General features: G+C 68.0%; 18 protein-coding genes. 11 read left to right on the top strand and 7 right to left on the bottom strand.

Annotated features, from left to right (window positions below):
- Positions 1-154: 154 nt before the first annotated feature.
- From MRY84_RS11310 to MRY84_RS11300, 3 genes are all read left to right on the top strand, one after another.
- A complete protein-coding gene (locus MRY84_RS11310) occupies positions 155-1,543 on the top strand; it encodes a phosphomannomutase/phosphoglucomutase (protein WP_291505828.1) in 1,389 nt (462 codons plus the stop codon).
- Between the two features lie 78 nt (positions 1,544-1,621).
- Positions 1,622-2,398 (top strand): carbon-nitrogen hydrolase family protein, encoded by a 777-nt coding sequence (locus tag MRY84_RS11305; RefSeq protein WP_291505827.1) that lies wholly within the window; start codon positions 1,622-1,624, stop codon positions 2,396-2,398.
- A 60-nt stretch (positions 2,399-2,458) separates the two neighbouring features.
- Positions 2,459-3,811: a 3-deoxy-D-manno-octulosonic acid transferase gene (locus MRY84_RS11300; protein WP_291505826.1), complete on the top strand. Its 1,353-nt coding sequence runs from the start codon at positions 2,459-2,461 to the stop codon at positions 3,809-3,811.
- A gap of 10 nt (positions 3,812-3,821) precedes the next feature.
- Here the strand turns inward: MRY84_RS11300 and MRY84_RS11295 are convergent, their stop codons facing one another.
- The 6 genes from MRY84_RS11295 to MRY84_RS11270 all read right to left on the bottom strand — a co-directional run bounded on the left by MRY84_RS11295 (position 3,822) and on the right by MRY84_RS11270 (position 11,502).
- Positions 3,822-5,159 (bottom strand): TolC family outer membrane protein, encoded by a 1,338-nt coding sequence (locus MRY84_RS11295; protein WP_291505825.1) that lies wholly within the window; start codon positions 5,157-5,159, stop codon positions 3,822-3,824.
- A gap of 102 nt (positions 5,160-5,261) precedes the next feature.
- A complete protein-coding gene (locus MRY84_RS11290) occupies positions 5,262-5,615 on the bottom strand; it encodes a rhodanese-like domain-containing protein (RefSeq protein ID WP_291505824.1) in 354 nt (117 codons plus the stop codon).
- 28 nt (positions 5,616-5,643) lie between these two features.
- Positions 5,644-6,357 (bottom strand): protein-L-isoaspartate O-methyltransferase, encoded by a 714-nt coding sequence (locus tag MRY84_RS11285; RefSeq protein WP_291505823.1) that lies wholly within the window; start codon positions 6,355-6,357, stop codon positions 5,644-5,646.
- A gap of 31 nt (positions 6,358-6,388) precedes the next feature.
- Positions 6,389-9,580, bottom strand: a complete 3,192-nt coding sequence (locus MRY84_RS11280) for an efflux RND transporter permease subunit (protein WP_291505822.1) — start codon at positions 9,578-9,580, stop codon at positions 6,389-6,391.
- 24 nt (positions 9,581-9,604) lie between these two features.
- Positions 9,605-10,792 carry an efflux RND transporter periplasmic adaptor subunit gene (locus tag MRY84_RS11275; protein WP_291505821.1) on the bottom strand — a complete coding sequence of 396 codons (1,188 nt, stop codon included), beginning with the start codon at positions 10,790-10,792 and terminating at the stop codon, positions 9,605-9,607.
- 2 nt (positions 10,793-10,794) lie between these two features.
- Entirely contained in the window at positions 10,795-11,502 is a 708-nt protein-coding gene (locus tag MRY84_RS11270; protein ID WP_291505820.1) for a TetR/AcrR family transcriptional regulator, read from the bottom strand.
- Positions 11,503-11,595: 93 nt separating this feature from the next.
- Here MRY84_RS11270 and msrA point away from each other — a divergent pair, with 93 nt between their 5' ends.
- Positions 11,596-12,135: a peptide-methionine (S)-S-oxide reductase MsrA gene (gene msrA / locus MRY84_RS11265; protein ID WP_291505819.1), complete on the top strand. Its 540-nt coding sequence runs from the start codon at positions 11,596-11,598 to the stop codon at positions 12,133-12,135.
- A gap of 50 nt (positions 12,136-12,185) precedes the next feature.
- Here msrA and MRY84_RS11260 read toward each other — a convergent pair whose 3' ends face one another.
- The gene (locus MRY84_RS11260; protein ID WP_291505818.1) at positions 12,186-13,160 is read right to left on the bottom strand and encodes a class I SAM-dependent methyltransferase; all 975 of its coding nucleotides are present in this window, start codon (positions 13,158-13,160) and stop codon (positions 12,186-12,188) included.
- Positions 13,161-13,270: 110 nt separating this feature from the next.
- Here MRY84_RS11260 and MRY84_RS11255 point away from each other — a divergent pair, with 110 nt between their 5' ends.
- From MRY84_RS11255 to MRY84_RS11225, 7 genes are all read left to right on the top strand, one after another.
- A complete protein-coding gene (locus MRY84_RS11255; RefSeq protein WP_291505817.1) occupies positions 13,271-14,131 on the top strand; it encodes an AraC family transcriptional regulator in 861 nt (286 codons plus the stop codon).
- Between the two features lie 195 nt (positions 14,132-14,326).
- Entirely contained in the window at positions 14,327-14,752 is a 426-nt protein-coding gene (locus tag MRY84_RS11250) for a transcriptional repressor (protein WP_291505829.1), read from the top strand.
- Positions 14,749-15,432, top strand: a complete 684-nt coding sequence (locus MRY84_RS11245) for an ATP-binding cassette domain-containing protein (protein ID WP_291505816.1) — start codon at positions 14,749-14,751, stop codon at positions 15,430-15,432. Before MRY84_RS11250 ends, MRY84_RS11245 begins: the two co-directional genes overlap by 4 nt.
- Complete coding sequence (locus tag MRY84_RS11240) at positions 15,429-16,667, top strand: ABC transporter permease (protein WP_291505815.1); 1,239 nt, start codon at positions 15,429-15,431, stop codon at positions 16,665-16,667. The genes MRY84_RS11245 and MRY84_RS11240 overlap by 4 nt, the downstream gene beginning before the upstream one ends.
- A gap of 57 nt (positions 16,668-16,724) precedes the next feature.
- Positions 16,725-16,976 (top strand): hypothetical protein, encoded by a 252-nt coding sequence (locus tag MRY84_RS11235; protein WP_291505814.1) that lies wholly within the window; start codon positions 16,725-16,727, stop codon positions 16,974-16,976.
- Positions 16,977-17,130: 154 nt separating this feature from the next.
- Positions 17,131-17,823: a DUF3299 domain-containing protein gene (locus tag MRY84_RS11230; RefSeq protein ID WP_291505813.1), complete on the top strand. Its 693-nt coding sequence runs from the start codon at positions 17,131-17,133 to the stop codon at positions 17,821-17,823.
- Between the two features lie 53 nt (positions 17,824-17,876).
- Complete coding sequence (locus MRY84_RS11225) at positions 17,877-18,365, top strand: hypothetical protein (protein WP_291505812.1); 489 nt, start codon at positions 17,877-17,879, stop codon at positions 18,363-18,365.
- Positions 18,366-18,744: the final 379 nt, after the last annotated feature.

Raw genomic sequence — 18,744 nt, 5'->3', positions numbered from 1 at the left:
GGGAAGGGCATGGGTCGATCTTAGGAGCCTGCTGCGGCCGCACTGGCCGTTTTCGGACATGTGCCTGCAGAGCGCAGGGTCGGGGCCGGGGGGCTGGTGGGGCACGCCTACAATGCCAACCGACTTTTCAACCCTCTCGCGAAAGGCCTTCTACGTGCAACCCACGCCCGCCATTTTCAAAGCCTACGACATCCGCGGCATCGTCCCATCGACCCTGAACGAAGAAGTGGCTCGGGGCCTGGGCCGTGCTTTTGGCACCGCGGCCCGTGCCGAGGGGCAGACCACGGTGGCGGTGGGGCGTGATGGGCGCCTGTCAGGGCCGGCCCTGGCGGCGGCGCTGATCCAGGGCCTGGTCGAGGCGGGCATCACGGTGATCGATGTGGGCCGCGTGACCACGCCCCTGCTGTACTTCGCCGCCAGCACGCTGTGCGCGAGCGGCATCCAGGTGACGGGCAGCCACAACCCCAAGGACTACAACGGCTTCAAGATGGTGCTCAATGGCCGCGCCATCTATGGCGAAGAGATCCAGGCGCTTCGCCGCACCATGGAACAGGAAAGCTGGCAACTGGTGCCCGGCGGCTCCGTGCGCCAGGCCGATGTTCTGCCTGCCTATACGGAGCGCATCGTGGGCGACGTGAAGCTGGCCCGGCCGGTCAAAGTCGTCGTCGACTGCGGCAACGGCATTGCGGGCGCCTCGGCCCCGGCGATCTTCCGCGCACTGGGCTGCGAGGTGGTCGAACTGTTCTCGGAGGTGGATGGCAATTTCCCCAACCATCACCCCGACCCCAGCAAGCCCGAGAACCTGCGCGATCTGATCGAAGCCCTACAGACCAGCGACGCCGAGCTGGGGCTGGCCTTCGATGGCGACGGGGATCGCCTGGGGATTGTGACCAAGGACGGCAGCAACATCTTCCCTGATCGCCAGATGATGCTGTTCGCGCAGGACGTGCTCTCGCGCGTGCCGGGCGCCGAGATCATCTTCGACGTGAAGTGCACGCAGCGCCTGGCACCCGCCATTGCCGCGGCAGGCGGCGTGCCCGTGATGTACAAGACCGGCCATTCGCTCATCAAGGCTCGCATGAAGGAAACCGACTCGCCCCTGGGGGGCGAGATGAGCGGCCACATCTTTTTCAAGGAGCGCTGGTACGGCTTCGATGACGGCACCTATGCCGGCTGCCGCCTGCTGGAGATTCTGAGCCGCAGTGCCGACCCGAGCGCTGTGCTGAACGCGTTACCCACCAGTCACAGCACCCCGGAGCTGAACGTCGCCTGCGCCGAAGGGGAGCCCCACCGGTTGACGGCAGAGCTGCAAGCTCTGGCCCAGCAGACCTTCACGGCGCCCGCCGAGGCCAGCACCATTGACGGCTTGCGCGTGGATTGGCCCGACGGCTTTGGCCTGATCCGCGCCAGCAACACCACGCCCGTGCTGTCCCTGCGTTTTGAAGGCCAAACCCCGGAGGCCCTGGTCCGCATCGAGGGGGCCATGCTGGCCCTGCTCAAGCGTGTCAAGCCCGATGCCCAGGTGGGCGCGGCGAGCCACTGACGCGCCGCAAGCCGCCGCCCGCCTCGCTGCCATGGCGTTGCCTGATTCCGTCACCCGCAAAGATCCCAGCCGCTGCGTATGAAGCCCTCCCTGTCCACCCCTTTGCGCGTTGCTGCCGCTCAGTCGCCCTCGGCACCAGGCGATGTGGAGCGCAATGTGCAGACGCACCTGGCCTTTGTGCGGGCGGCCGTGTACGAGCGCGTGCAGGTGCTGGTGTTTCCCGAGCTCTCGCTCACGGGGTACGAGCCCCATCTGCTGGCGGCGCATGTGCTTCACCCCGACCACCCGGCGCTGGCGCCCTTGCGTCAGGCCGCGCGCGACCATGGCATGGTGCTGGTGGTGGGCGGGCCCGCCGCGCCGGTGGTGGAGGGGGCTGCGCCCGCAATCGGGGCCTGGGTGCTGGGGCCGGACGGCTCGGTGGCGCTCTATCGCAAACGGCACCTGCACGATTCCGAGGCGCAGTTCGCCAGCGCTGGCACCGAGGACGCGCAAGTGCAACTGCTGGCCGGCGAGCCCACGGGGATGGCCGTGTGTGCGGACATCACCCACCCCGAGCACGCCCAGGCGGCGCACGACGCGGGCGCCGCCCTGTATGCCGCGGGCGCGCTGATCTCTCAGAAAGGCTACGGCCCCGAGTCGGCCATGCTGCAAGGCTATGCCCGGAACCACGACATGGCCGTGCTGCTGGCCAACTACAGCGGCGAGACAGGTGGGTACGTCAGCGCGGGCAAGAGCGCCTTCTGGGCACCCGGCGGACGCTGCGTGGTCGCGGCGCAGGGTGACGCGCCGTGCATGGTCTGGGCGGCCCGTGGCGACAGCGGTTGGACCGGTGCGGTGGTGGAGCTTGCGAGCTGAACGCCACCCCATGCTGGCCATCGCCAACCGCTCTTTCTGCAGGTGTTTGCGCTTCGCTCCATGACGGCCGCCCGCACGCTGTATTCGCTCATCACCTGGTGCGCGCAGCCTCTTTTGCGCCGCAAGCTGCGCCGCCGCGCAGTGGCCGAGCCGGGGTACGGCCATGCGGTGGGCGAGCGTTTCGGACGCTATTCGGCCTCGCAAGGCGGCGTCACCCCGGCGGGCAGTAGCGATAGCGACGCGCACGGCCAATGGGTGTGGATCCATGCCGTCTCGCTGGGCGAAACGCGCGCGGCGGGGATCCTGCTGGCCGCGTTGCGCGAACAGATCCCCGGCATGCGGCTGCTGCTCACCCACGGAACGGCCACCGGGCGGGCCGAAGGCCAGAAGCTGCTGCGCCAAGGTGACCTGCAGGTATGGCAGCCCTGGGACACACCCGGGGCTGTGGCGCGCTTCCTGCGCACGTTTCGCCCCGCCATCGGCATCCTCATGGAAACCGAGGTGTGGCCCAACCTCGTGGCCGGCTGTCAGCGGCGTGGCGTACCCCTGGTGCTGGCCAACGCGCGGCTCAACGACAAGTCCCTGCGCCAGGCGCTGCGCCTGGCACCCCTGGCGCGCCCGGCCTACCGGGGGCTCGCGGCCGTATGGGCACAAACCCATGACGACGCCGCCCGGCTGCAATCCATCGGCGCGCCGGTGCGCGGCGTGTTCGGCAACCTCAAGTTCGACGTCGTGCCCGACTCCGCCCAGATCGCCCAGGGCCGCGCGTGGCGCGCCCAGGCAGGGCGCCCGGTGGTCCTGCTGGCCAGCAGCCGTGAGGGCGAAGAAGCGATGTGGCTGGAGCAGTTCAAGCGAAAACAGCCTCCAGCGCAGGATGGACAAGCGCAGGCAGCTATCAATACCGGAGCAAACGGCGAAGCGGGCGGGGTGCAGTGGCTCATCGTGCCGCGCCATCCCCAGCGGTTCGACGAAGTGCAGCAGCTGCTGGAGGGTGCCGGGCTCAGCGTCTCGCGCCGCAGCCGCTGGGCGTCCAGCCCCGAGCCTGCCGACGTGTGGCTGGGCGACTCCCTGGGCGAAATGGCCCTCTACTACGGCCTGGCTGATGTGGCCCTGCTGGGCGGCAGCTTCGCGCGCCTGGGTGGCCAGAACCTGATCGAGGCCGCCGCCTGCGGCTGTCCCGTTGTGCTGGGACCCCATACCTTCAATTTTGCGGAGGCGTCCGAGCTGGCCTGCGCGGCCGGGGCAGCGCTACGCGTGGCCGACATGGCCGCTGGCGTGGCGCAGGCCGTGGCGCTGGCGGAGGACGCCCCACAGCAGGCCGCAGCCAGCGACCGCGCTACGCAGTTTGCCGCCGCGCACCGGGGGGGCGCGCGGGCTACGGCGCAAGCGGTTCAGGCCTTGTTGCAGGCCTGAATCCTCGTCTTCAAGGCTTGACCAGCAGCGCGTTGATCGCTTCGATGTCCTGCAGCGTCAGCGTGCCCGCCGCCTGGCGCAGCTTGAGCGTTCCGAGCAGCACGTTGTAGCGCGCCTGGGCCAGGTCGCGCTTGGTCTGGAAGAGCTGGCTTTGCGCGTTGAGCACATCGATGTTGATCCGCACGCCCACCTGGTAGCCCAGCTTGTTGGCATCGAGCGCGCTCTGGCTGGAGGCCTCGGCGGCTTCCAGCGCCTGGACCTGGCCCTGGCCGGACTGCACGCCAAAGAAGGCAGCGCGCGTGGCCTGGGCCACGTTGCGGCGGGTGGTTTCGAGGTCGGCGCTGGCCTTCTCTTCCAGGGCCAAGGTTTCCTTGACGCGGTTTTGCACGGCAAAGCCGGCAAAAAGGGGCAGATTGAAGGCCACACCCACGCTGGCGCTGTTGGTGCGGTTGTTCACGCCGGGCGCCGTGATGGTGCCGTTCGGGTTGCGCGTCACGTTGTAGCCCACCTGCAGGTCCAAGGTGGGCAGGTGGCCGGTCTCAGCTTTTTTCGTTTCGAGACGGGCGATGTCCAGCGCGATGGCAGCCTGGCGAACGCCGGGTTGCTGGTCGCGCGCGGTGTCCACCCATGTGGCAACGTTGTCGGGCTGCACCGTGGGCAGCTGGACCGGCAGCGCCAGCGGCTGGGGCTTGGCACCGCTGATGCCCACCAGCTGGTCGAGCGCCAGGCGCTTGACGCGCAGGTCGTTCTCGGCGGCGATCTCTTGCGCCACCACCAGGTCGTAGCGGGCCTGCGCCTCGCGCGAATCGGTGACGGTGGTGGTGCCCACCTCGAAGTTGCGCTTGGCGGAGGCCAGTTGTTCCGAAACGGCGGCTTTTTGCGCCTGCACGAAGGCAAGGGTGTCCTGCGCGGCCAGCACATCGAAATAGGCCTGGCTCACGCGCACCAGCAAGTCTTGCGAGGCGGCATCCAGCTGCGCCTGGGCCACGTCGACGCCGCGCTGGCCTTGCTCCAGCGTGATGCGGTTGGCGGGGCGGTACAGCGGCTGCGAAGCCTGCACGCCCACCGTCTGCGTGGTGCCGGTGTTTTCCACAGGGGGGCGGCTCAGCTCCACATTGGCGCGGCTGAGGCCGGCCGTGAGCCCGGCGCTGGGCAACAGACCGGCGCGGGCCTGGTCGGCGCGGCGTGCGGCTGCATCGAGCTGTGCCCGGGCTGACTGCCAGGCGGTGTCATAGGTGCGCGCCGACTCGACCAGTTCCAGCAGGCTCTGGGCGTGCGCCGGGGCACTCAGCGCCGCGACGAGCGCCAGGGACAAAACGGACAGGGAAAGAGGCCGTAGCGGGGTCATGGAGGTCCTTCGGAAGAGTCAGCTGATCGAAAAAGGGGCACAAAACGGGTGAAGCGGGCGACGGGGCGGGGGGCAACGCATTGCTCGCCCTCGTCACGCCCATCAGTAGCGGGGCACGGCCGGGTCGCGCTCATGCGACCACGCGTCGATACCGCCGGTGATGTTGGCGACCTGCTCAAAACCGTTGTGCTGCAGGAATGCGGCCACGCGCAGGCTGCGGGCGCCGTGGTGGCACAGGCAAGCAATGGGGCGTTGGGCCTGGCGGGCGGCATCCAGCTCGGCCAGACGCCCAGGCAGTTCGCCCATGGGGATGGCCACCAGCTCGAAGCCGTCGGCGCGCACGCTGGCGGTCTGCAGCTCCCACGGTTCGCGCACGTCCAGCACCAAGGGTTGGCCGCCTTGCGGTGCGGCGGCGAACCAGGCAGACAGCTGGGCGGGGCGAACGTGGTCGATCATGAAAAACTCCGAGGGAAAAACCCGAAACTCAGAACGTGAAGCCGGACGGCTCGGGAAAGTGCTGCAGGCGCGGCGCGATGGTGTCCCACGGCGAGGTGGTCTCAAACCGGTCTCCGTTGCGGCGCGTGACAGTGAAGCGCATCACGGGGTCGCTGCCGACGATGGCGCCCAGGCGTCCGCCGTCGCGCAGCTGGGAGAGCAGGGCGGCCGGCACTTCAGCCACGGAGCCGCTCAGCAGAATGACATCGAACGGGCCATCGGGAATCGCATCGCGGGCGCCGTCGGCCTGGCGCACATCGGCGTTCTGGATGCCGGCGTCGCGCAGGTTTTCGCGGGCCATTTCGGCCAGCTCGGGGTGGATTTCGAGCGACACCACGCGCTCGGCGCGGTGGGCCAGCAGGGCGGCCATGTAACCCGAGCCCGCGCCGATCTCCAGCACGCGGTCCGTCGGCTTGATTTGCAGGTCTTGCAGGATGCGCGCCTCCACGCGTGGCTGCAGCATGCTCTGGCCGCGGCGCACGGCCTCTTCGGCGTCGTTGCCCAGCAGGGGCACTTCGATGTCCATGAACGCCATGCTGCGGTAGGCCGGAGGAACAAAATCCTCGCGGCGAACCACCGCCAGCAGGTCCAGCACGTCCGCGTCCAGCACGTTCCAGGGGCGGATCTGCTGCTCGATCATGTTGTAGCGGGCCTGTGCAACCGGGTCGTGGGTGTTGGCAAGCGTGTTCAGGGGCAGGTTCATGGTTACTCCGTGGGAACTGGTGGCGGGACGATCAGGACAAACCCTCGATTTTAGAGGGCTTGGGAGCCGTGCCACCGCGCCCCATCTTGCGCAGCGCCCAGTTCGCCAGATCGTCCATGTAGCAATACACCACCGGCACCACCACCAGCGTCAGCAGCGATGAGGTGATCACCCCGCCAATCACCGCCTGGCCCATGGGGGCCCGCTGTTCCGAGCCTTCCGACAGCGCAAAGGCGAGCGGCACCATGCCGAAGATCATGGCCAGCGTGGTCATCAGGATGGGGCGCAGCCGCACGCGGGCGGCCAGCAGCAGCGCGTCGGCACGCGGCAGGCCGGGCACGGTCTGGCCGGCGTCGTTCACATGCTCCTCGCGGGCGCGGATGGCAAAGTCCACCAGCAGGATGGCGTTCTTGGTCACCAGGCCCATCAACATCACCACGCCGATGATGGAGAACATCGACAGCGTGGAGCGGAACATCAAGAGCGCCAGCACCACGCCAATGAGCGTGAGCGGCAGCGAGGTCATGAGCGCCAGCGGCTGCAAAAAGCTCTTGAACTGGCTCGCGAGGATCATGTAGATGAAGATGATCGCCATGGCCAGCGCCGAGATGGCGTAGCCGAACGATTCGGCCATGTTCTTGGTGGACCCGCTGAACTGGTAGCGGTAGCCGGGCGGGAAGCTCACTTCCTCCAGCGCCTTCTTGATGTCGTTCGACACTTCGCCCGCCGAGCGCTGCGCCACGTTGGCGTTCACGGCCACTTCGCGGGTCAGGTCGCGGCGGTTGATCTGGTTGGCGCCGGTAGATTCGGTCACGCTGGCCACCTGATTCAGGCGCACGATGCGGGTGGCACCATCCGCGCCAGCCAGCGCAAAGGGCAGGCGCTCCAGGTCGGCGGGCTGGGTACGGGCTTCGGGGGCCAGGCGCACGTTCACGTCGTAGGTCTGGTCGTCCGGGGCGCGCCAGTTGCCTACCGTGGTGCCGGCCACCAGGGTGCGCAGCGAGGCGGCCATGGGCGCCACCGACAGCCCCAGGTCCGACGCCACGTCGCGCTTGACCTCCAGTGCGATCACCGGCTTGTTGGGCTTGGCGCTGGTGTCCAGGTCCACCAGCCCCGGGATGTCGCGGATTTTTTCGGTGACCACCTTGGTCAGCCGCTCCAGCTCCTGCAGGTCGGGCCCTTGCAGCGAAAACTCCACCTGTTTGTTGCCGCCCACGGCGTCCAGCAGGCCCACATGGGTGATGGTGATGCCGGGCACGGTCTTCAGGCGTTCGCGCAGCACGTCGGACATCTGGTCCACGCTGCGGGTGCGGTCCTTGCGGTCCACCAGGCGCACGTAGATGTTGGCGTAGATCTTGCCCTGGGCGCTGCCCGTGTTGATGGTGGCCAGCGTGTAGCGCACCTCGGGCATCTCGCGCAGGATGCCCTCGACCTGCCGTGCCTTGGCCTCGGTGGCTTCGAGCGACGAGCCCACCGGGGTGTAGAAATTGATCGAGGTTTCGGAAAAGTCGGCCTTGGGAACAAATTCGGTGCCCAAGAGCGGGACCATGAAGATGCTCAGCACAAAAATAGCCAGCGCAATGCCCATGGTGGCCAGCTTGTGCACCAGCGACCAGCGCAGGATGCGCTGGTAGCCCTCGGCCAGCGAATCGGTGGCGCGGTCGAACCAGCCCGTCACGCGGCCGATTGTCTTGTCGTAGACCGTGACCGGCTCCGTGCGTTGGCCGTGCGCGTGGATGCTGGGGTCGTGCCACACGCTGGACAGCATGGGGTCGAGCGTGAAGCTCACGAACATTGAGATCAACACCGCCGCGACGATGGTGATGCCGAACTCGTGGAAGAACTTGCCGATGATCCCGCCCATGAAACCGATGGGCATGAACACCGCCACGATGGACAGCGTGGTGGCCAGCACCGCCAGGCCGATTTCCTGCGTGCCGTCCATGGCGGCGTCATACGCACCCTTGCCCATCTGCACGTGGCGCACAATGTTCTCGCGCACCACGATGGCGTCGTCGATCAACAGGCCCACGCACAGCGAGAGCGCCATCAGCGTGATCATGTTGATGGTGAAGCCGAACATGTTCATGAACAAGAACGTGCCGATCAGCGCGATGGGCAGGGTCAGCCCGGTGATCACGGTGGAGCGCCAGGAGTTCAAGAACAGGAACACGATCAGCACCGTGAGGATGGCACCCTCGATGAGGGTCTGGCGCACGTTGTTCACCGCCACGCGGATGGGGCGGGAGCTGTCGCCGATGGTTTCCAGTCGTACGCCGGGAGGCAGCTGGCTCTTGAGTTCGGCCACCGCCGCGTTCAGGCCGTCCACCACCTCGATGGTGTTTTCACCCTGCGACTTTTGCACCGACAGCAGCAGCGTGCGCTGGCCGTTGTACAGGGCCAGGCTTTCCACTTCCTGCGCACCATCGTTCACGCGGGCGACCTGGTCCAGCCGGACCGGCGCGCCGTTCTTGCGGGCCACGATGATCCTGCCGAAGTCCTCGGGCCGCTGCATGCGCGCGTCGATCTGCACCACGCGCTCCTGCGCCAGCGAGCGGATCGCGCCCACAGGCAGATCCTGATTCTCGTTGCGTACAGCCTGTGCCACCTGATCGGGCGTCACCCCAAAGGCTTCGAGCGCCTGCGGGTTCAGGTAGATGTTGATTTCGCGCTTGGTGGCACCCACCAGGTTCACCGCGCCCACGCCGCGCACGTTCTCCAGGCGCTTTTTCAGCACTTGTTCGGACCACGTGGTCAGCTCCACGGCGCTGCGGCTGGATTTTTCGTCGGGCAGTACGGCCAGGGACCACACGGCGCGGCTGGCAGGATCAAAGCGCAGCACGCGCGGCTCTTTCACCTCGGTGCGCAGCAGGGGGCGCACGGTGGCCACCTTCTCGCGCACGTCCTCGGCGGCCTTGCGGCCATCGATGTGGAGCTGGAACTCGATGATGACGACGGCCGTGCCTTCGTAGCTGCGCGAGGTGAGGGCGTTGATGCCTGCAATCGAGTTGACGCCTTCCTCGATTTTCTTGGTGACTTCGCTCTCGACGATTTCAGGCGATGCACCGGGATAGTCCACGGTGACCACCACCACGGGGAAGTCGATGTTGGGGAACTGATCGACCTTCAGGCGCTGGTAGGAGAACAGGCCCAGCACGACGATGGCAAGCATCACCATCGTGGCGAACACGGGGTTCTTGAGGCTGACTTTGGTGAACCACATGGCGGATCCGGGTCGTCAGCGTGATCAGGGCGCAGCGCGGGATGCGGCTGCCAGTGCAGGCGCAGCGGCAGGCGTCGCAGCGGCGGCTGCCACCGCCACGGCGGTTCCCTCGCGCAGCTGGCCAATGCGGCCTGCGATCACCACCGTGCCTTCGGGCACACCTTCCACCGCCACCAAAGTCTGGCCGCCCACCACGGCCCGCGTGCCGGTCTTGACCTCGGCATACGCCACGCGGCCTTCCTTGAGGATCTGAAGGTAGGGTGCGGGCTTGTCGGTGCGCACGGCGTCCAGCGGCACTGCCAGCACGTCGGCACGGCCGGTATCGAGCGTTCCCTGCACGAACAAGCCTTGCCGCAGGGGTGTTTCTCCGCGGGCTTGTTCCACGCGCAGGTACACCGGCACCGTGCGGCTGCCGGCCTGGGCCGTGGGGCTGATGCGCACCACCGTAGCTGCCACCGGGGCGGCAATGCCTTCGATGAAGAGCTGTGCCTTCTGGCCCACCCGCACGGCCAGCGAATCGGCCGGGTTGAGCAGCGCCTCCAGCTCCAGCCGCGACAGGTCCACCACCTCGATGATGCGGGCATCCACCGCCACGCGCTCGCCGGGCTGGGCCAGCCGCTGTGCAACCTGACCGCCGATGGGGCTGCGCAGGACCGTGTCCTCCAGCGCCTTGCGGGCCACGTCGGCTGCTGCCACGGCAGCCTGGTGGCTCGCCTGCGCTGACTCCAGGCTGGCCTGCGAAGTGACCAGCGCCGTGGCCGAGATGAATCCCTGATCCACCAGGGCGCGGTTGTTGGTGTACTGGCGCTGGTTGATGTCTACCTGGGATTTGGCCGCGTCGGCCTGCTGCTGCGCCTGGCGCAGACGAGCGCGCGCCTCGGTGGGGTCGATGTGGGCGACCTCCTGGCCGGCTTTCACGCTGTCGCCTTCGCGCACCGTGAGACCCTGCAGTTCTCCGCCCACACGCGCCTTGACCATGGCCGAATCCACAGCGCGCAAGGCGCCAGAGACGGGCACACCCAGCGCAAGGTTCTGCCGACGCACCGCCAGCACCTCATCCGCAGCCAGCTGCAGTGGCGCCTGGGCCCGCTGGGCCGTGGCTTCGGCCAGCGCTTTCTGCTGCACCTGCCGGGCCGCCATGGCCCGCCACACGCCCGCGCCGAGCAAGACAACGACGACGGCAGTCACCGTCCAGGGAATCCAGCGTTTCATGGTCAGGTGCCGCGGGCGGCCGTAGGGGAAGGGGATGGGGCGGAAGACGGGGTATCGGATCGCACGACCAGCCCATGCAGCACATTGTCGATCTGCGCGTCGATGAACTGCTCGGGCGCCAGGTCCAGGCCATCGGGAATGCAGGTGGCCATGGAGTGTTTCCAGAGCATGAGAAAAATCATGGGGGCCAGCACCACATGCAGGATGCAATCAATCGGCACCGGGCGGAATTCGCCGCGGTCGATACCGCGCTGGATCACGCGCCGCACCAGTTCCTGTCCGGGCAGGATCACCTCCTGCTTGTAGAACGCCATGATCTCGGGGAAATTCTGCCCCTCACTGAAGATCAGCTTGGTAATCCCCGAAGCCTTGGTGGATCCCACGCGCTCCCACCACTCCAGGTAGCAATCCCGCAGCAGCTCGGCGGCCGAGCCGTCGAACGTCTCCACCTCTTGGGCCCATTCCACGAAGCGCCCGGCGATGTTCTGGCGCACCACGGCCTTGAACAGCTCTTCCTTGCTGGGGAAATACAGGAACAGGGTGCCCTTGGACACACCTGCGCGGGCCGCCACCTCGTCCACGCGCGTGGCGGCAAACCCTTTTTCGACAAACAGATCGAGCGCGGCCTCCAGCAACTCGCCGGGGCGGGCTTCCTTGCGGCGCTCGCGTTTGGTGCCGGTGGGAGCAGTGGAGGAGGACGTGGGGGACAAGGGATGTTCTGTTAATGACTGACCGGTTAGTAATGTAGCAAGCAAGGGATGCAGCGTCAATTCATAATGGGTCTGCTTGAACCGAGGAATTCCATGACCTTGCAAACCATTACCCTGGGCGGCGGCTGTTTCTGGTGCACCGAAGCCGTGTTCGACCGCGTGCGGGGCGTGACCGACGTGGAGAGCGGCTACACAAACGGCCACACCCTCAATCCCAGCTACGAGCAGATCTGCCGAGGCGACACCGGGCATGCCGAAGTGGTGCGCCTGACGTTCGATGCCGATGAGATCAGCCTGGAAGAGATCCTGGAGATCTTTTTCCACACCCACGATCCGACCACGCTCAACCGGCAGGGCAACGATGTGGGCACCCAATACCGCAGCGGTATCTATTACGAAGACCCCGCGCACGGCGACCTCGCCAACGACATGATCCGCCGGATGTCCCAAGACAAGCTGTTCGGCGCGCCCATCACCACCGAAGTGAAGCCGCTTTCGAACTACAGTGCGGCCGAGGCCTACCATCAGGATTACTTTGCGAAGAACCCGCACGCAGGCTATTGCGCGTTTGTGGTGGGGCCGAAGGTGGAGAAGTTTCGCAAGACATTTGCGCGGTATCTCAAGCCTGCCTGACTTGGGCCTGCACGGTGGGCGCGGTCGGGTGATGGTGGATGGCCGGGCGCTCACGCTGGCGACTTTCCGCCGCGTGCGGCCACGCGGACACGCACGATTCCGCCCAGAAGTCCGCCCAAGGCGCGCTGCCACAGCGTCGTAGGCCGGTGGGCCAGCAGGGTGTCTCGGATCCTGTCCGGCGTGATGATCTCGGCCGGTTCAAACCCGTGGGCGGCCAGCATGGCATGCAGCTCGGCATCGCGCAGCGTGCACCGCCAAGGTTCGCCCATGCGGCGAAACCGCCGCTCCATCAGCGCCAGCCCGAGTTTGCGGCCCCACTGGGCGGGTGCGGGCGTGCGCACGTAGTCGAATACAAGCACGCTGCCCGGGGCTGCCCGTGCGCCGATGCGCGCCAGCGTGGCCTCGACCGCGGCCAGCGGCAAGTACATCGTGACGCCCAGCCAGGCAAACACCGTCGGTTCTGCGGCGTCAAACCCATGGGCGGCGAGTTGCTCCAGGAAGTCCTGCCGCTCGAAATCCACCGGCACATGGGCGCCGCCTGGCGGCATGGCCAGCCCAGCCTGCGATGCGAGGTCCCGTTTCCATGCCTGGGTTGCAGGGTGGTCCACTTCGAACACGCGCTGAAGGCCCCTGGGCCACTGGTTGCGCAGGGCAAACGTGTCCAGGCCCGCGCCCAGCAGCACGTACTGCGTGGCCCCGCCCGCCACGGCTTCGCGCAGCGTGTCTTCGGCGATGCGGCTGCGCACCACCAGGGCGCCGCGCATGGCCTGGGAGAAGGACCCGGCGTCCTTGCTGCGGTTCCTGGGGGCATTTGCGGCCAGCGCCGCACGCACCTGTGCTGCCTGCGCCGGGCCCAGGATGTCGAACGCGAGCGGGTCCTGGAAGATCTCCCCGCCGTCCAGCACCTGGTGGCGGGCCCGTGCGATGCCGCAAAGCAGGGCAGTGTGGCTGGGCCGCGCCTGGGCCAGAAGCGGCTGGGTGGGAGAGGGGCGGGGTGTGGAGAGTGTGGAGAGCGGTGGTTGCATGGTGCCGCGATTCTGAAAGGCGGTGCCTGCGGTCGTCTTGAACTTTTTCGCCAAGCCTGCGGGTTTCCGGCAGCGCGTGGCGGCCGTGCGCCCGTTTACGATGCGCGCCCGTGCGCATCCGTCTCCAGCTTCCCTTCGCCACCGTGGCGCTGCCCCCTGCGGCTCTCGCAGGCAGCATTCGCGCGTATATCACCAAGGACACCATGGGCTCGCCCCGCAAGGGCGAAGGCCTCAACCGCTATCCGGCGTCGGTGTACTGCGGCGTTGCCTGGTTCCTGGAAGGGAGCTCGGAGCGCGTGGAGCCAGGCCTGCCGCTACCGCACACCCTGCCGGATACCCTGGTGCTGGGGCCGCAAACGCGACCCTGGGTGACGCGCAACCCTGGCCCGGTTCGCACCTTCGGCGTGGTGTTTTACCCCCAGGCATTCCACCGCCTCACCGGCCTGGACATCAGCTCCCTGGTGGACGGCCTGCTGCCCGCCCAGGACGTGCTTCCCCCCGACTGGCTGGCCTTGTGCGAACAGGTGCGGCTTGCCCCGGACGACACCGCGCGGATGGCGCTGGTGGAGGCATTCGTGGCCCGACATGCCCACGCACTGCAGCCCAGTGCGCCCTCGGTGCGCGCCACGGCCGCCCGCTGGCTGCATGAACTGCAGTTGCATGCCTCGGCCCAGGGCCTGGGCGGCAGCCTGCGCAGCCTGGAGCGCCATGCCCGCATCTGGGCGGGGCAGTCGCTGCGGCGGCTGGGTTGGCTGTCGCGCGCCGAAACCACGCTCGTGCAGGCGCGCCAGCGCAGCGAGGCCTCCGGCCAGGCTCCCCGCTGGCAGGATGTGGCCCTGGACGCTGGTTACGCCGACCAGTCGCACCTGTGCCGCGAGGCCCAGCGCGTGACTGGCGAGAGCCCCGCAGAACTGGCGCGGCGCGTGCAGAGCGAGGACGAAAGCTACTGGCTCTACCGTCTCTGGACCTGAAAGCGGTGCGCCGGATGGCGCCGGCCGGGACGATGTTGGGCTGTGCCTGGGGGATGGCGGGGGGAGGGCGCCGCGTCCATGCATGCATAATGCAACCCGATTGCGTTACGCGCACCGCCACCTCTTTCCGCTCGCACCATGCCGCCCCTCGCGTCCTCGTCCTCAGACCGCCCGCTCTGGCCGCTGCCCCCCGGCATGCGCGCCACCCGCGCCACGCGGGCGCTGGCGGCGCTGTATGAAGCCCGGCCTGATGCGGCGCTCTCCCAGCCCGAGGTGGAAGCCGCCCTGGCCAGCGCGGGCGCTCCCGTCAACAAAGTCACCGTCTACCGGCTGCTGGACCGCTTTGCCGCCGCCGGCCTGCTGCACAAGCATGTGGATGCCGCCCGCATCACGCGGTATGCCCTGGCACCGCAAGGCGAAGAGGGCGCGGCGCCGCGCTTTGAATGCGACGACTGCCACCGTCAGTTCCGGCTCTCGCAAGGCTCGGCCAAGGTGCAGAACGCCCTCCAGCAGGTGCTGCAGGCGCTGGCCACTGCGGGGCATGAGAGCTTGGCGGTGGACATTGCCGTGCACGGGCGCTGCGCAGATTGCGCACACCCGGCGGGGGGCGCCCCCGCATGATCCGCACCCGGGGTCTTTCCTACGCCTATGCCGCGGGTGGCGCCGCGCCGCTGCGCTTCCCCGATGTGGACCTGCGCCAGGGCGGCACGCTGCTGCTGCGCGGGCGCTCGGGCACCGGCAAATCGACCTGGCTGGCGCTGATGGCAGGGCTGCGCGGCGCCAGCGGGGGCGACCTGTTTGTGGCGGGCACCCAGCTGGGCACACAGCGTGGGGCCGAGATGGATGCGTGGCGCGCCCGCACCATCGGTTTTCTGCCGCAAAAGCTCTATCTCAGCAGTGCGCTCACCGTGGCCGACAACCTGGCGCTGGCCTATTTTGCCGCCGGGCTGCCGCGCGATGATGCGGCCATCGTGCGTGCGCTCTCGCAGGTGGGCGTGGCCGAGCTGGCCGCGCGCCGGCCGCACCAGCTCTCGGGCGGGCAGGCGCAACGCGTGGCGCTGGCGCGTGCCGTGCTGCTGTCGCCGAAGGTGCTGCTGGCCGACGAGCCCACGGCCAGCCTGGACGATGAGGCCGCCGCCGACGCGCTGGCACTGCTGCGGCAAAGCGCCGCCGCCTGCGATGCCAGCCTGGTGATTGCAACGCACGACCAGCGCGTGGTGCAAGCCCTGGCGGGCGTGCAGACGCTGGATTTGAATGAAATGGCCCCCCAGCGCTTGATGGACAAGCGCGAGCAGCTATGAAATCAGGAGTAATCCAACTGGCCCGCCTGTCGTGGCGCTACCTGTGGTCGCGTCCGCTGGCGGCGGTGCTCAACCTGGTGGTGCTCACGCTGGGCCTGGCTGCCATCACCCTGGTGCTGCTGGTGTCCACGCAGCTCGACAAGGCGCTTGAGCGCGATCTCGGCGGTATCGATCTGGTGGTGGGTGCCAAGGGCAGCCCGCTGCAGCTCATCCTGGCGGGCGTGTTCCACATCGACGTGCCCACGGGCAACATCCCGCTGCAAGAGGTGCAGGCGCTGCAGAAGAACCCGCTGGTGGCCCAGGTCATCCCGCTGAGCCTGGGCGACAGTTACCAGGGCTTTCGCATCGTGGGCACCACGCCCGACTACGTGAAGCACTACGAGGCCACGCTGGCCGAAGGCGCGCTGTGGCAGCAGCCCATGGATGCCGTGCTGGGCGCCAGCGTGGCGCGAGGAATTGTCAAGCCCAGCCACGCGGGGACGTCGCTGGTGGGCGCCACGTTCATCGGCAGCCATGGGCTGGGCGGGGGAGGGCATGCGCACGGCGAGCACCCCTACCGTGTGAGCGGCGTGCTGGCGCCCTGTGGCTGCGTGCTCGACCGGCTCATCCTCACCAGCACCGAATCGGTCTGGATGGTGCACGAGACGGCCACGGCCGCCGATGCCGAAGACCTGGAAATCCTGAAAGAAGAACGCGAAGTGACGGTGGCCCTGGTGCGCTACCGCACGCCCATGGCCGCCATCACGCTGCCGCGCCGGATCAACGCCGACACCGCCCTGCAGGCGGCTGCACCTGCCATCGAGGTCACGCGCCTGATGCGCCTGCTGGGCGTGGGGGCCGATGTGCTGCGCGCCTTTGGCGGCGTGCTGCTGGCGGTGGCGGCGCTCAGCGTGTTCATCGCACTGTGGAACGCCGTGCGCGAGCGCCGGGCCGATCTGGCCATGCTGCGCATGCTGGGCGCGCCGCCCGGCCGTGTGGCCGGGCTGGTGTTGTGGGAAGCCCTGTGGCTGGCCGCGATGGCGTCCGCCCTCGGCCTGCTGTTGGGCCATGGTCTGGCCCAGGCTATGGGCTGGGCGCTGCAGGCGCAAGGGCTGCTGCCCGTCTCGGGCCTCGTCTGGATACCTGCCGAGGCGGGTGTGCCGCTGCTGGCGGCCGGTGTAGCGGCCGTGGCGGCCCTGTTGCCCGCCATGCAGGCTTACCGCACGGACGTGGCCGACTTGCTGGCCCAGCCCTGAACCTGCCTCCATACCGCTCCGCACCCACCCATCACTCATCCATCTGAAAGGCTCCCCATGAAAAAGCTCATCGCCGCATTTGCTCTGGCCCCCATGCTGCTCGTCGGTGCCCTGGCGCACGCCCAGGCCCACAGCGACAAGGAAACCAAGGAAGACATCGCCCGCCACCGCGCCATGGCCGCCGCCCACGAGGCCGCCGCCAAGTGCCTGGAATCCGGCAAGGGCGAGGACGTCTGCCAGAAGGAACTCCAGGCCGCGTGCAAGGGTCTGGCTATCGGCAAGTACTGCGGCATGAAGCACGCGCACTGAGAATCTGTTCAAAACCTTTCCGGGGATCGCATCGGAGCGCCATCGTGATGAAGTGGCTGCTTCGTCTTGAACAGGTCCTCAGCGCACGAAGCGCGCGTGGAGCAGGCCTTTGGAGCCTGCTCCGTCCTTCCGTCCATTCCACGGGTTGATTTCCATGGCACACCGCTCTCTCCATCACCCTCAGCCCCACCCGTCGCAGGCTGCCGCAAACGGCAGCCGTGCTGCCCGGCACGCCTGTGCCTGGGTGGCGCTGGCCTGGGCGGGGGCCGTGCTGGCACAGTCGCCGACCGCTGCGCCTGCAGGCAAACCCGCGCCGGGGGAGTTTGAACGCGCGACAGGCAGGACGCCCGCTTCCGCGTCCACCGCGGCGCCTGCGCTCTCGTCACCTTTGCCCGCAGGTGCGGGCACCGCGATGCCATCGGGGATGGCATCCGGCAGTGGGGCGGGCTACCACAGCCCCAACAGCCCCATCGCGCCGCTGCCCCAGCGCAACGACGTGGTGCCGTGGTCCGTGCTGACCGATCTGACCAAGAAGACCACCAAGGACGGCATCCTGCCCGTGTTCAACGCAGCGCAAAAGGGCCTGGACAAAACCACGCAGCGCATCCAGGGCTTCATGGTGCCATTGGACGCCAAGCCCACGCAGACACACTTCATCCTCACGTCGGTGCCGCTGACCTGCTCGTTCTGCACGCCGGGCGGGCCGGAGAGCATGGTCGAGGTCAAGGCCAAGACCCCTGTGCGGTATTCCCTGGAGCCCGTGGTGGTGGAGGGCAAGTTCACCGTGCTGACCAACGACCAGTACGGCCTTTACTACCGCGTAGTCGACGCCGTGCCGGTGAAATAGTCCCATCGCGTTTTCTCCGGTCCCGCTGATCTGCTGCATTCTTTGTTCCTCTTGTGACCCCGTTGCTTCCAGCCCCACTGGCCGCGCTATGCCGCCGCCTGCGCCAGCAGCTGCCCGCGCAGGCAGCCCTGGCCTGGCTGCTGCTGGCCCTGGTGGTGGTGCCCACGCTGGGGCGCCTGCACCAGGTGGAGCATGCAGGGGCGCTGGAGCAAATGCGCGCGGGCCACGCGGTGCAGCGCGCGCCACACGGCGGCGCGCATCCGGGGGGCGCGGCCGCTTTCCTGGCAGAGGATGGGGGCGCCGCATCCGCAGAGGCCGACCGCGCCCAGGGGCTCCCCGGGCTGCTCTCCCTGCTGCTGGCCCCCCACACCTCAGTGGATTGCCTTTTGCTCGACCAGCTTGCGCTGGGCGACGCCCTGCAAAGCGCCCCTTCGGCGCTGCCCACCCTGGTGCCCGCGCAGGCACCGCCGGCGCAACATGCCGGGCGCTCTGCCGCACCGCACGTTGCGCTGTTCCAGGCGCGTGGTCCGCCCACGGCCTGAGTTAGCAGCCTGTTTGAACAGGCGCTTGGCAAACCGCATCTGCGCCCACTGCATCCCGTTCCAGGCCACCAACGCCTTGTTTCGCCTTGCAGGGCTGCGCTGTCGCGCTTAGCCCATTTACTCCTGATTTCATAGCTGCTTGCGCCGGATAGAAAAGCGCTGGCGGCCATTTTTGTTCAAGTCTTTCATGCCCAGGGCGTGGAGGCGATGGGTCTGCGTGCCGGCCTCGCCAGCGCCGGGCCAGGTCTCCACGCCCCAACGCATACGTACCGCACAAGCCCAAGCACCAGTTGCTACACCGCACCATGACCTACACCCCATCCCCATCCCGCCGCCCCGTTGTTGTTCGTCGCGCCCGTCCGGCCCTCCATCCCGTGGC

It is taken from the genome of Acidovorax sp. (genome assembly GCF_022763525.1).
Classification (GTDB): domain Bacteria; phylum Pseudomonadota; class Gammaproteobacteria; order Burkholderiales; family Burkholderiaceae_C; genus Acidovorax.
Note: the sequence above shows the minus strand (reverse complement) of the source record. Positions and strands in the feature narration are given on the sequence as shown.

Bases quoted from the DNA above. Each gene is read 5' to 3' on its own strand.
- MRY84_RS11305 (WP_291505827.1), top strand. From the start codon at position 1,622: ATGAAGCCCTCCCTGTCCACCCCTTTGCGCGTTGCTGCCGCTCAGTCG.
- MRY84_RS11300 (WP_291505826.1), top strand. From the start codon at position 2,459: ATGACGGCCGCCCGCACGCTGTATTCGCTCATCACCTGGTGCGCGCAG.
- MRY84_RS11295 (WP_291505825.1), bottom strand. From the start codon at position 5,159: ATGACCCCGCTACGGCCTCTTTCCCTGTCCGTTTTGTCCCTGGCGCTC.
- MRY84_RS11290 (WP_291505824.1), bottom strand. From the start codon at position 5,615: ATGATCGACCACGTTCGCCCCGCCCAGCTGTCTGCCTGGTTCGCCGCC.
- MRY84_RS11285 (WP_291505823.1), bottom strand. From the start codon at position 6,357: ATGAACCTGCCCCTGAACACGCTTGCCAACACCCACGACCCGGTTGCA.
- MRY84_RS11280 (WP_291505822.1), bottom strand. From the start codon at position 9,580: ATGTGGTTCACCAAAGTCAGCCTCAAGAACCCCGTGTTCGCCACGATG.
- MRY84_RS11275 (WP_291505821.1), bottom strand. From the start codon at position 10,792: ATGAAACGCTGGATTCCCTGGACGGTGACTGCCGTCGTCGTTGTCTTG.
- msrA (WP_291505819.1), top strand. From the start codon at position 11,596: ATGACCTTGCAAACCATTACCCTGGGCGGCGGCTGTTTCTGGTGCACC.
- MRY84_RS11260 (WP_291505818.1), bottom strand. From the start codon at position 13,160: ATGCAACCACCGCTCTCCACACTCTCCACACCCCGCCCCTCTCCCACC.
- MRY84_RS11250 (WP_291505829.1), top strand. From the start codon at position 14,327: ATGCGCGCCACCCGCGCCACGCGGGCGCTGGCGGCGCTGTATGAAGCC.
- MRY84_RS11245 (WP_291505816.1), top strand. From the start codon at position 14,749: ATGATCCGCACCCGGGGTCTTTCCTACGCCTATGCCGCGGGTGGCGCC.
- MRY84_RS11240 (WP_291505815.1), top strand. From the start codon at position 15,429: ATGAAATCAGGAGTAATCCAACTGGCCCGCCTGTCGTGGCGCTACCTG.
- MRY84_RS11235 (WP_291505814.1), top strand. From the start codon at position 16,725: ATGAAAAAGCTCATCGCCGCATTTGCTCTGGCCCCCATGCTGCTCGTC.
- MRY84_RS11230 (WP_291505813.1), top strand. From the start codon at position 17,131: ATGGCACACCGCTCTCTCCATCACCCTCAGCCCCACCCGTCGCAGGCT.